The sequence below is a fragment of the Paenibacillus hemerocallicola genome, assembly GCF_006265175.1.
GTDB lineage: Bacteria > Bacillota > Bacilli > Paenibacillales > NBRC-103111 > Paenibacillus_AB > Paenibacillus_AB hemerocallicola.
Map to the genome: position 1 here is coordinate 355 of NZ_VDCQ01000077.1, position 12,188 is coordinate 12,542.

Sequence of the window (12,188 nt, forward strand, 5' to 3'; positions counted from 1 at the left end):
ATTTAATATGATTACTACATAAGGCTCGGTAGCTCAGTCGGTAGAGCAGAGGACTGAAAATCCTCGTGTCGGCGGTTCGATTCCGTCCCGAGCCACCATGTATGTCCAAATTGCCATTGATGGCATGGGACATGATTATGGAGGCTTAGCGAAGTGGCCAAACGCAGCAGACTGTAAATCTGTTCTCTTACGAGTTCGGTGGTTCGAATCCATCAGCCTCCACCATTTATTGCCTTTCTATATTTAGGCTTCGCCTTTGGGCTAATTTTCAAGCGCGAGCCATTAGCTCAGTTGGTAGAGCACCTGACTTTTAATCAGGGTGTCGTAGGTTCGAGTCCTACATGGCTCATCAAAACCTCTCCGTTGCGAGAGGTTTTATTATTTTATGATCTTATAATTTCGCCGAAGGACACAGCCATCCCACGATAGGATTGGGGTTTTAAGGCGGGATTCCAACCTTAAGGAACCCAGCTATACTATTACTGAACCTAAGTTCGCCAATAGTAAAGCTGGGTTCCTTCTTCTTCATTGTCTCGACCGGGACGAAGTGAATTATCGTGCAGATTGCAGCCGATCGGCGACCGACTTCATTTTTTGCTCCATGGAGGACGGACGGTCCCGGCGATCGTCTATTTTGATCGTCGTGCATACCCGGTCCGCTCCTTGGTCAAAAGGCGATTCATGAAGCTTGCGCACGATGTCCAGCAAATCGGACAATTCCCCTTCAATGATGGTGCTCATCGGCGTCATCTGATACTGGATCGGCACGCCGGCCTGTTCCAGCAAGCTCTGCATATTCGCTACATAACCGCTTAGGCTTGTGGTTTGCGTGCCTACCGGAATGACAGTGACCTCTATAATCGCCATGCCGAAAACCTCCCGTTTGATCAATGTGGCCCGTAATACTAACACTTGTATTGTAAACGGATATGGGCGATTAAGCCAATCTCATTTCCGGTAGCACGATCCAAATTACAGTTCGAATCGTTTTGCTTGTTGCCGGATATATTCCGACGTTCGCGAGGCCAATGCCATGACGGTATTGGTCGGGTTGCCGGCTCCCGAAGTCACGAAGAGGCTGGCGTCGCATACGAATAAATTCGGGATGTCGTGCGTTTGTCCGTACGAATTGGCGACCGACGTCTCAGGATCGTTGCCCATACGACATCCCCCCATGAGATGGGCGGTATCGGGAACGACATATTCCACTTTTCCGCCGGCCGCCCGCAGGATAGAGCTCATCATGCCGACGGCGTGCTCGATCAGTTTCAGATCGTTCTCGCCATAGCTGAACGATACGTTGGCTCTAGGCAAACCGTGCTGATCCTTTTCTTCGGCAAGAGTTACCCGATTGTGTTCCGACGGGAGCACTTCCCCCACCATCGTCACCCTTCCGTACATATTGTAATCGAGCAAAGCCTCGTGCAGCCGCTGTCCCCATACGGGTCCTTGCTCCGATTGGGAGATGCCGTTAGCGAAACCGACCGGTCGGGAACCGTGGGCATGCAGCGAGTAGCCTCGTACGAAATTATTTTTCCGATCCGTCTCGTAGAAATCCTGCGTTGTGGCCAATACAGGCGTTCCTTTATACAAGCGGATTTCCTCTTCGAACTTGGCATAAACGTCTTGGCTGCTGTGGGGCATTATCGCTTTGCCGACCCATCCGCTCCGATTGGCCAGTCCGTCGGGAAATTTGGAGTCGGCCGAGTTCAGCAGCAATCGGGGAGTCTCGACGGCGTAGGCGGAAACGATGACGATGCGCGCTTTTTGAACATAGGTCTCGTTGTTATGGATGAACTCGACTCCCGCGGCCCGTCCGTCATCGTTCATTAGAACCCGAGCGACCATACAATCGGCAAGCACTTCCGCTCCGGCAGCGATCGCTTTCGGGATATGCACGATCAGCGTGCTGAATTTGGCATTGGGCATACAGCCTTGGTTGCAAAATCCTCTATTGATGCAAGGAGGACGACCTTCGAAGGGAGCGGATAAAATGGCCAAGGGCGGCACGGCCGAGCGAATGCCGAGCTTCTCGCAGCCATTCATGAACATGTAAGCGTTAGGGCTAAGCGGCTCGCGCTCGGGATAGGGGTAAGGACCGTTATAATTCCCCCAAGGAAAATGCTTCGGTCCGGACACGGCTATTTCTTTCTCGATTTTGGCGTAATAAGGTTCCAAATCGGCGTATCCGATCGGCCAGTCTTCTCCGACGCCGTCCAACGTCCGCGCACGAAAATCGGAATCGTGAAAACGCAGAAACACGCCCGTAAAATGGGTCGTGCCGCCCCCGACGCCGCGACCTGAATTGTTATGCCCCATCTTGAGCGGGTCGGCCCCTTCTACAAGACGCGTATCCTCCCACCCCAACGATTTCATGGCCAGCTCGTCGCTGGCAAAATCGTGCTGCGGGTCCCGGAAAGGCCCGGCCTCCAAGACGACGACGCGCATACCCGCTTCGCTCAATTCCTTGGCCAGTACGCCACCGGCAGCTCCGGCGCCTACTATGACTGCGTCGACTTCATCGTTTGCGTATTTTCGATGCAGGGTCATGTATCCGATTTCGCCTCCCAAGGGTCCAACTGGCCCAGGTTTGCCCGCACATAACCTCGCGGATAAGCCGGACCGCCGTAACCGATCTCCGACCAAACCGTAGGATGCGAATAATACGATTCGACCGTCCAGCTCAACAGTCGGTTGAAAAACGCTTTTTGCGGAAAATTGGAATCTTCGTCCAAAGGAAGCTTCTCTTCGCTCAAGGCGGTAATGATCGATAGCTGGTCCGTTTCGGTTAAATCGATGAACGGACGCAAATAATAGGACATCGCCCATTGGTCCAATCGCTTCATCCCCAGTCGAAGCAAGTCGCCGGCTTTGGGAACGGACGGCTTACGCTCGCTTTCCCCCGATGGGGCAGTTAGCGACCGATCGATGTGGCTCAGCACGAATTGAATGATATTGGCCCGATTATCCCCTGCCAGGATGGAGCAGAGGGCGCGCAGCATTTCCGCCTCCGTCAAGGTAAGCGACTGATACCCGTCTACGCCTTCCAAACGGGAAGCGACGATGGAACGGGAATGAGCGTCCCAAGCCTCCTGCTCGCTCATTACATTATAGTCCGGATAACGGCTCTTCTTCATGGACGTCACCTCCAATAAATCGCAATAAGCCCGAGAGCGCTGATCGCCGTAAACAAAAAAGGCAATACAACCGGAGGGCCGATCAAAAAGTTGCGCATTTGCCAGCCTCCGACTCTCACACGGACGCCTTTGGCGTGAAAATATACGCCAACGAGACCGTCCAACACGCCCAGAGCCATAAACAGCACGAACAGCATCCGCAGCCAGCCGGCGTTATAGAACGTAAGCGCAAGTCCAGTCGCAAAAAAGATCGGTGACGATACGACTGGCACCCACATCGATTTATGGTGGAAATTTTGCCTGTAATGAAACATGGTCACTTGAATGCCGATCAAAACGAACGCTACACTGACGAAAAAAATCAAGAAGCGGTCCAAAGACCAATGATCCCAATACACGGGACATCCCTCCATGCAAAATGGTTAACGGATCCGCATTTACTCCGGTGCGGGAAAGGTAAGAGCGCCATGAGGCATCATCGCTACTTCGCAGTCTTCATTGTTGATGACGCTCGAGACCAATTGCTGCAAGTCGCGAACGGGAATAAAACCGGCCAGCTCGGTCAACGCATCGGGCATATCCGAATACAGATAGACCGTATGCTTGGAAACGATTTGCTCGATTTGAGCCACTTTATGGGCACCCAATACGAACTGTTCCTTCAATTTGCGGAGCATGGTCGGCCGGTCCCGAATCGTCTCGACCCAATATTGGAAAATACCGTTGCCGAACAGCTCCTCACAGCGCGCAAGCAATACGATCGAGCCCCCGGGCTTGGTGAAGGCCGATGCATTCTGCATCGTTTTGATCGCTTGGTACAGCTGCAAATCTTTGGGGGATCCTCCCGTAGAAGCCAGAATGATGTCGTACTGACTGCTTACGGGAACGAAAAAACGTTTCCTCGCCGCTTCAAGGCCTCTGCGATGAGTGGGAATCAACTCTCCGGAATACGCTTCGAGCAGCTCTTGGCGATGGTTCGCGATCACGTTGAACAAAAAATGGATCGGCACGAAAGCGAGCGCTTCCTCCAGATCGCGATGTATCGGATTATCCGGATCGCCTAGCGCCGCCTTATAGCGCCCGGACAGTGCATGGTTCGCCTCGATGCAGCGGTGGGATGCCGTACCGGGAATGAGCGCCTTAACCCCGCCGGAAACGCCGACCAGCCGGTGCGGCTCGATATTTCCTGTCGCTATGAGCAGATCCGCTTCGACGACGAGGCGATTGATTTCAATCGGAGTACCGAGACTGGTCGTTCCCACGGCGACGCAATCCTCGGATAGCGCGGAATGATTCACGACCGCTACGCGCTCAAAAGCCTCCTCGCCGACAAGCCGTTTCAATTCCGCATCCGTATGTTTTCGATGCATGCCGAGCGCTACAACGATTCGTATCCGGTCGTCGGCGATGCCCCCTCGATTCAATGCGCCGAGCAAGGCCGGCAAAAACAAGCGGCTCGGGCATAACCGTGTTCCGTCGCTCACCAGAATGACGGCCCGGCTACGGCCGGCAGCCAATTCGTGAAGCGGTTTTCCCGCGACGGGATGGCGAAGCGCCTCTTCTATAATGCCCTCGGCCGAACCGTCGGCTTCCGAGTGATAGTCGATTATCGTCGGAGAATTGGGGCAATCGATCGTGACTTCGACATGTCCGTTACCGTAAGGGAATAAAATCGGATGTACCTTCTTTCCTCGGGCTGCTGTGTGAAAAGTCCGAATGAGAAAATTATTTCCATTTGCCCCCGGAATAAACCAAAAATAGAAAGCCTCACGATCTGGGAATTATATCCTCACAGCAGCGATCCAGGAGGAGGGATGAAGCGGACAAGGTTTTCATCCCCCGTCAAAACGTGTATCATGAAACATATATCGCATTTTCAATCTCGAAGGCGGTCGGTCAGGGGGAAGTTTCAACATGGTGCAATGGGATCGGATCAAGCAGCAACTGGAGCAAATACTCGGAACCGAATTCCGGCGCGGACGGGTGCCTGCCGCCAAATGGAACCTGAGCGTCGAGAGCGATGCGGGGAAAAGCCGTATCCTTGACGGAAGGTACCATTTCTTTCTATATAAAGACGGGGGGCATATCCAAGCCGTATCGGTGGACGAGCCGATGCTGACCCCGTCCGAGAAACAGCTGGTCGAGCTGATGCTCGAAGCATATCGGACACAGGAGAAGCGAAGCGTTACGCCGGTTCATTCGGAAGACGAGCGGAAATCGCATCTGATCCGGACGTGGATCGCTCAGCAGCTCGAGCAAGGCATCTTCGACGCGGAGCTTCCAGACACGCTGGCGGCCAACTTTGCCTTATATACGCCAAAAATTCCGCTGCTCGTCTACGGCGATTATTCCGATCAACGGAAGGCAACTTACCAGGACTTGAAAAAGCTGCTGGAAAGTTTTTTCGACGGAGAAATCGTGCTCATCCCGCTGCTCGATAAAGAATGGCTTATTCTCGGGCCGGAATCGCTTCTTCAGGAAGGCGGAGAAGGCGAAGAAGAAACGGCGGAGGACATGCTCGCATCGCTCGGCGACGCGCTGCACGAAATGCTCGTTACGGAGTGGGTGGGCGAATGTCACATTGCCGTCGATTATCCGCTTCCGCCGACCAAATCGCTGCTGGCCTCGGTCTCCAAGCTCCGGGAGGCGATGACGCTCGGACGGACCTACCGCGTAGCGGACAATATCCATATGCCTTGGAGGCTGCAGCTGGAGAAGCTGCTGCACCCGATCGGCGAAGAGCAGAAGCAATTGTTTCTGGAGCGCGTGCTGAAGCGGATGGACCTGTTGAAGGATGTCGAAATGATGACAACGCTGGAACAGTTTATCGCGCTGGATTGCAGCGTGAGCGACACGGCCAAGAAGCTCTTCATCCACCGTAATACGCTGTTGTACCGCTTGGACAAGTTCAAGCAGGAGACGGGGCTCGATGTCCGCACGTTCCGCCATGCGGTATTGGTGCATGTAGCGCTCTTATTGTACAAAGTAACGAAAAGAACGTGATTTTTTTGTAAACAATGTGCATAGTCATGAAACGGGCCATAGGTTAATATAAAGCTGTGGAATATGAATACTAGGAGGAATGATCCATGGCAGGCGTTCGTTTGAATCATATCGTAAAAAAATATCCAGGGGCCGCGGAATCTACCGTTAAAGACTTCAATTTGGAGATCAAAGACAAAGAATTCCTCGTACTCGTAGGCGCTTCCGGCTGTGGAAAATCGACAACGCTCCGTATGATTGCAGGTCTGGAAGAAATTACGTCCGGCGAGCTGTTCATCGGTGACCGCCTTGTCAACGACGTCGCTCCGAAAGACCGCGACATCGCGATGGTATTCCAATCCTATGCCTTGTATCCGCACATGAACGTTTATCAAAACATGGCGTTCGGTCTGAAATTGCGCAAATTCAAAAAAGCCGAAATCGATGCACGCGTGCGCGAAGCGGCTAAAATTCTCGATATCGAAGTATTGCTCGACCGCAAGCCGAAAGCTCTTTCCGGCGGTCAGCGCCAACGGGTAGCTTTGGGCCGCGCTATCGTTCGCGATCCGCAAGTGTTCCTGATGGACGAACCTCTTTCCAACTTGGATGCCAAGCTGCGCGTGCAGATGCGCGCCGAAATCAGCAAGCTGGCCAAACGTCTCGAGACGACCGTCGTATACGTAACGCATGACCAGACGGAAGCCATGACGATGGGCGATCGTATCGTCGTTATGCACCAAGGCGTTATCCAACAAGCGGCTTCTCCGGAAGAAATTTATAATTTCCCGACCAATATGTACGTAGCCGGCTTTATCGGGTCGCCTTCGATGAACTTTATTCACGGTTCGCTCTCCGAGAGCGGCGGCAAAGTCCGCTTCAAGGCTCAAGGCGTAGATGTTGCCCTGCCGGAAGGCAAAGCGCAAATTCTTCGCGACCAAGGCTACATCAATAAAGAAGTCGTGTTCGGGATTCGTCCGGAAGACCTTCATGACGAGCCGATCTTTATGGAAGGCTCCCCGGAAAGCCATGTGAGCGCAACGATCGAAGTTTCCGAAAACCTCGGTCACGAAGTTCAGCTTCACTTGAGCGGACTCGGCACGCAATCGGTTGTCGCCCGTGTAGACGGCCGTTCCGGCTTCAAAGACGGAATGACGATCAAGCTTGCGATGGACATGAACAAAATTCACATTTTCGATAAAGAAACCGAAATCAACGTATTGATCTAATGAAGAATGAAGGAAGGCCGACGGCTATCGTCGGTCTTCTTTGCATTTTGCCGGCCAGGAGCAGGTGAAGGTTGCTTTCGCACCGCATTTCCATTACCATGAAAACATTGGAACATAAAGGAGACGTCAGGCAATGGGGAAAAAGACGAAAGTTTCCGACCTCGTCCGTAATTTTCACCTGGAGGTCGTGACCGGAGAAGAAGGGCTAGGGCGGCTGATTAAAGTAGCGGACATGTATCGGCCCGGCTTGGAGATGGCTGGATATTTCGCTTACCATCCCCGGGAACGCGTGCAAATATTGGGGCGGACGGAGCTGACGTTTTTCGAGACGTTATCGGCCGAAGAGCGGCACGATCGGCTTAAGAGACTGTGCAAGGAGGAAGAAACACCCTGTATGATCGTGACGCGCGGCCAAAATATTCCGGAAGAGCTGATCCGCGAAGCCGGGGAGTATGGCTTGCCGCTGCTGCGCAGTCCATTGGCGACAACGACGCTCGTAAGCCGGATAACCGATTTTCTGGAAAATAAGCTGGCGCCGACGACAACGATCCACGGGGTATTGGTTGAAGTATACGGGATCGGGATGCTGATTACCGGTACGAGCGGAATCGGCAAAAGCGAAACGGCGCTGGAGTTGGTCAAACGCGGCCATAGGCTGATCGCCGACGATGCGGTCGAAATTCACCAGACTCCGGATCATGTGCTTGTCGGCAATGCGCCGGATTTGATCAAGCATTTGCTCGAAATTCGCGGTGTCGGCATCATTAACGTCATGACGCTGTTCGGAGCGGGAGCGATTCGGAACAATAAGAAGATATCGCTGGTCATCCGCCTCGAGACGTGGCAGCAGGATAAGGAGTACGACCGGCTGGGACTGGACGAGGAACTTACCCGCATCATCGATACGGATTTGCCGCTTGTTACGATACCGGTTCGACCGGGACGGAATTTGGCCGTCATCATCGAGGTGGCCGCGATGAATTACCGGTTGAAGCGCATGGGCTACAACGCCGCATTGCAGTTTACGAACAAACTGACCGAGTCGATATCGGGTGATTTGGACGATTCGGAATAACCGCACTTAAGAAAAATAATGGCTTAAGGAGTTGGAGTATGGCTTATTTGCTCGATCCGATCGCTTTTTCGCTGGGGCCGATATCGGTGCACTGGTACGGGATCATACTGGGCTCGGCGGCGCTGGTAGGGCTGTGGCTCGCGGTCATGGAAGGGAAGCGGTTCGGAATCTCTCCCGATTTCTTCATGGATCTGCTGCTGATCGGAGTTCCTTCCGCAATTATCGGAGCCCGTCTGTATTACGTCGCGTTCAAGTGGGATGCATACAAAAACAATTTATTGGAAATATTTCAAATCTGGCACGGAGGCATCGCGATCTACGGGGCGCTCATCGGAGCCATTATAGCCGGCTATATTTATTTTCGCCGAAAGGGCTATAATTTCTGGAGAATCGTGGATATTTGCGCGCCTTCGCTTATCGTCGGGCAAATGATCGGCAGGTGGGGCAATTTCGTCAACCAGGAAGCGCATGGGGGGCCCGTGTCCGAGACGTTCCTGCGCGACACTTTGCATTTGCCGAACTGGATCACCGATCAGATGTATATCGGCGGCCTGTTTTACCATCCGACGTTTTTGTATGAATCGCTCTGGAACTTGGCCGGCCTGCTCGTACTGCTTTGGCTGCGCCGCCGTCCGTTTCTCCGTTCCGGCGAGTTGTTTTTCAGTTATTTTATTTGGTATTCGATCGGCCGGTTTTTCATCGAGGGGCTGCGCACGGACAGCTTGGCTTTCACGGCGCCGTCTTGGCTCGCTTCCTTGATCAATGGCCTTTGGTCGCCGATGAACGTGATGTTTGAGGCGGGCTCGATGGATTACGGCAATGTCCGCATTTCGCAGCTGCTGGCGATTCTTATTATAATAGCCGCGGTTGTACTGATTATCGTGCGCCGTAAAAAGGGATGGGCGTCGGAGCGTTATTCCGATCCGATCCGTTCGACGAAAACGACGGCTATTTCTACCTCGGAAGCGGGCGAGGGCATTTGAGCCCGCTGCCTATAACGACCAGGGAGGATTTGATACATTGGCAATCACGACAGTATTATTCGACTTGGACGGCACGATTGTCGACACGAACGAGCTGATCATTCAGTCGTTTCTGCATACATTGGAAGGCGAGACGGAGCTGCCGTACACGAGGGAGCGAATCGTCCCCCATATGGGCTATCCGCTCCTGGAGCAGCTGCGTTTTTTTACGGGCAAAGAACAGGTGGACGAGCTGGCGGTCAAGTACCGGAAATTCAACCTGGACAAGCATGACGAGCTGGTCGCGGAATTTCCCAACGTTCGCGAGGTGCTGGCCGAGCTGCAGCGCAGAAATATCCGGATGGGCGTCGTGACGAACAAAATGCGAATTACGACGCTAATGGGACTTAAACTATGCGGACTCGATTCTTATATGGAGACGCTCGTTACGATAGACGACGTTGTAAGGGGAAAGCCTGACCCCGAAGCGGTATTGAAGGCGCTCGAGCAGATGAAGGCCGATCCCGGGGAAGCTCTTATGGTCGGAGACAGCCAGTACGATATTATCGCGGGCCGGGACGCCGGAGTAAAGACGGTCGGAGTATCCTGGTCGCTGAAGGGCGAAGACCATTTGCGCACGTTCCGGCCGGATTATGTCATTCGCGATATGAGGGACCTGCTGGAAATCGTCGGATAAAGAGGGATCGGACAGTGAGACGAACGGAACGGTACCCGGTCGAAGGGCCGAATGCGCTCTGGCAAATTTACAAGACGGTCAGCAAATGGAAATCGGTTCGGAACTTTATATGCATCCAGTTTACCCGCTATTGTCCTTCGCTGCCGGTGAAAAACTGGGTTTACCGCAACGTCCTCCGCATGGAAGTAGGGGAGAATTCGGCTTTCGCGCTGATGGTGATGGTAGACGTCTTCTTCCCGCACAAAATCCACGTAGGCTCGAACTCGATTATCGGCTACAATACGACGATTTTGGCTCATGAATATTTGATACGGGAATACAGGCTTGGAGACGTACATATCGGCTCGAACGTCATGATCGGCGCCAACACGACCATACTGCCGGGTGTCACGATCGGCGACGGCGCCGTCGTGGGAGCGGGCTCCGTCGTTCATCGCGACGTAGAGCCCGGCAGTTTCGTGGCGGGCAATCCGCTGCAGGTGATACGCAGGGCGGGGGAGTAGGGGAAGGGCCATACTCTTGCCGAATCTCCCCCGCTTGCGGACAATCGCCGACATTAAACGGTTTTTTCCTGCAGGCCTTTGGCCTAACCCCTTAACGACCTTCCTTCGATAGTGATCCAGGCATATCAATCCTCTGCACGATTGTCCCCTCTCGGCCTTCTGTGAATTACAACTGCAAAATCCCCTTATCGAAGTAGAAAACAATTTGTAAAGGCGATTGACGGTGCGGTAGCCTCATGGTAAACTTACAAATACATTCTTTATTTAGGTAGTATGGTAGCATGGTGTCGCTTTAATGCGATGAAGAATCTGTCCCATAGGTCGGATGCGGGACCGCTATATGCGAACCCGAACCATGAAATGCCGTACGGAATCGATGTCAAGAACGGGGTGCCTCATGTCGAAACCGAAAGTTTTTGAAAAGCCGCCCGGCGTCAAGGATTATTTGCCGGATACGGTCGCCAAGCTGCGGCGCATAGAAACGAACGTGCTGGATTGCATGCAAAAGTGGGGGTACCGGCAAATCATTACTCCCACTTTGGAATATTACGATACCGTCGGGGTGGCCAGCTCCACGACCGACCGGAAGCTGTTCAAGCTGCTGGACAAGAAGGGAACGACGGTAGTGCTGCGCTCGGACGTAACGGCTCCGATCGCCCGCGTCGTCGCTTCTTTATTGAAGGATCAGCCGTTTCCGTTGAGGCTTTCCTACCATTCCAACGTATTTCGCGCATTCGAGGACGAGGCGGGGCGGGAAGCGGAGTTTTTCCAGACCGGCGTCGAGCTGGTCGGGGATCCTTCCGCCGACGCGGACGCGGAAGTGGTGGCACTGGCCATCGCCAGCTTGAAGGCGGCGGGCATTCGCCATTTCAAAATTGCGCTCGGTCACGTCGGCTTCCTGAACGGTTTGTTCCAGGAGGCGCTGCCCGACCGGCAGGACGAGCAAAGCGCTCTCAAGGAGCGGCTGCTGCAGCGGGATCATGTCGGATACCGGGATCTGCTGCGCAAATACGAATTGAGCGATTCCGTAGGCCGGGAGTTGGAAGGCATATTGCGGCTGCGCGGCGGGCAGGAAATATGCGAGCAGGCGCGGAGCTTGTCGCGTGACCGGATGGCTCAAGAGGCGATTCAGCATTTGTGCCAAGTGTGGGACGTGCTCGAGGCATATGGCGTAAGCGAGCATGTGCTGATCGACCTGACGATGATCGGGGATTTTACGTACTATACCGGAATGACCTTCGAGGGTTATGCCGCCGATCTCGGCTTCCCCGTATGCAGCGGGGGACGCTACGACAATTTGCTGAAGCAATTCGACCGTCCGGCGGCGGCGACCGGCTTCGCGCTCAAGACGAACCGGATGCTGGAGGTGGCGGATGTGGAAGAGACCCCGGAGCCGTATCGGGTGCTCGTCCTGTATGTTCCCGGCCAAGCGAAAGAAGCGCTGGCTTGCGCTCAGGGGTTGCGCGCCCGGGACAACATTATCGTCGAGACGACGCGGGTCGATACCGATGCCGCGGAAGCGGGCGCCGGCGCACGGCTGCTGGACGTCGCGCGGAATAAAGCGGACGCGTCCGGGTACGACGAAGTGATCGAGTTCGGCTGAAGG

General features: G+C 54.0%; 12 protein-coding genes and 3 tRNA genes. 10 read left to right on the forward strand and 5 right to left on the reverse strand.

What is annotated here, in order from left to right:
- Positions 1-22 precede the first annotated feature (22 nt).
- From FE784_RS34730 to FE784_RS34740, 3 genes are all read left to right on the forward strand, one after another.
- Positions 23-98: transfer RNA gene (locus FE784_RS34730), tRNA-Phe, on the forward strand.
- A gap of 41 nt (positions 99-139) precedes the next feature.
- Positions 140-225 (forward strand) — tRNA-Tyr (locus FE784_RS34735).
- A 51-nt stretch (positions 226-276) separates the two neighbouring features.
- Positions 277-349, forward strand: a tRNA-Lys gene (locus tag FE784_RS34740).
- 203 nt (positions 350-552) lie between these two features.
- Here the strand turns inward: FE784_RS34740 and FE784_RS34745 are convergent.
- The 5 genes from FE784_RS34745 to FE784_RS34765 form a co-directional block, all read right to left on the reverse strand.
- Positions 553-867 carry an MTH1187 family thiamine-binding protein gene (locus FE784_RS34745; RefSeq protein WP_139606844.1) on the reverse strand — a complete coding sequence of 105 codons (315 nt, stop codon included), beginning with the start codon at positions 865-867 and terminating at the stop codon, positions 553-555.
- Between the two features lie 105 nt (positions 868-972).
- Positions 973-2,550: a GMC family oxidoreductase gene (locus tag FE784_RS34750; RefSeq protein ID WP_139606845.1), complete on the reverse strand. Its 1,578-nt coding sequence runs from the start codon at positions 2,548-2,550 to the stop codon at positions 973-975.
- Positions 2,547-3,137: a gluconate 2-dehydrogenase subunit 3 family protein gene (locus FE784_RS34755; RefSeq protein ID WP_139606846.1), complete on the reverse strand. Its 591-nt coding sequence runs from the start codon at positions 3,135-3,137 to the stop codon at positions 2,547-2,549. The genes FE784_RS34750 and FE784_RS34755 overlap by 4 nt, the downstream gene beginning before the upstream one ends.
- A 5-nt stretch (positions 3,138-3,142) precedes the next feature.
- A complete protein-coding gene (locus FE784_RS34760) occupies positions 3,143-3,535 on the reverse strand; it encodes a hypothetical protein (RefSeq protein ID WP_246132321.1) in 393 nt (130 codons plus the stop codon).
- A gap of 39 nt (positions 3,536-3,574) precedes the next feature.
- Positions 3,575-4,855, reverse strand: coding sequence for a nickel-dependent lactate racemase family protein (locus tag FE784_RS34765; protein ID WP_425465584.1), 1,281 nt, complete (start codon positions 4,853-4,855; stop codon positions 3,575-3,577).
- Between the two features lie 196 nt (positions 4,856-5,051).
- Here FE784_RS34765 and FE784_RS34770 point away from each other — a divergent pair, with 196 nt between their 5' ends.
- The 7 genes from FE784_RS34770 to FE784_RS34800 all read left to right on the forward strand — a co-directional run bounded on the left by FE784_RS34770 (position 5,052) and on the right by FE784_RS34800 (position 12,185).
- Positions 5,052-6,140 carry a PucR family transcriptional regulator gene (locus FE784_RS34770; protein WP_246132322.1) on the forward strand — a complete coding sequence of 363 codons (1,089 nt, stop codon included), beginning with the start codon at positions 5,052-5,054 and terminating at the stop codon, positions 6,138-6,140.
- 86 nt (positions 6,141-6,226) lie between these two features.
- Positions 6,227-7,345 carry an ABC transporter ATP-binding protein gene (locus tag FE784_RS34775; protein WP_139606849.1) on the forward strand — a complete coding sequence of 373 codons (1,119 nt, stop codon included), beginning with the start codon at positions 6,227-6,229 and terminating at the stop codon, positions 7,343-7,345.
- A gap of 133 nt (positions 7,346-7,478) precedes the next feature.
- Entirely contained in the window at positions 7,479-8,420 is a 942-nt protein-coding gene (hprK, locus tag FE784_RS34780) for an HPr(Ser) kinase/phosphatase (RefSeq protein ID WP_139606850.1), read from the forward strand.
- A gap of 38 nt (positions 8,421-8,458) precedes the next feature.
- Positions 8,459-9,403 carry a prolipoprotein diacylglyceryl transferase gene (lgt, locus tag FE784_RS34785; RefSeq protein ID WP_176706730.1) on the forward strand — a complete coding sequence of 315 codons (945 nt, stop codon included), beginning with the start codon at positions 8,459-8,461 and terminating at the stop codon, positions 9,401-9,403.
- 37 nt (positions 9,404-9,440) lie between these two features.
- A complete protein-coding gene (gene ppaX, locus FE784_RS34790) occupies positions 9,441-10,079 on the forward strand; it encodes a pyrophosphatase PpaX (RefSeq protein WP_139606851.1) in 639 nt (212 codons plus the stop codon).
- A gap of 14 nt (positions 10,080-10,093) precedes the next feature.
- Positions 10,094-10,582, forward strand: coding sequence for an acyltransferase (locus FE784_RS34795; protein WP_139606852.1), 489 nt, complete (start codon positions 10,094-10,096; stop codon positions 10,580-10,582).
- 397 nt (positions 10,583-10,979) lie between these two features.
- Positions 10,980-12,185, forward strand: a complete 1,206-nt coding sequence (locus tag FE784_RS34800; protein ID WP_139606853.1) for an ATP phosphoribosyltransferase regulatory subunit — start codon at positions 10,980-10,982, stop codon at positions 12,183-12,185.
- The last annotated feature ends 3 nt before the right edge of the window (positions 12,186-12,188 follow it).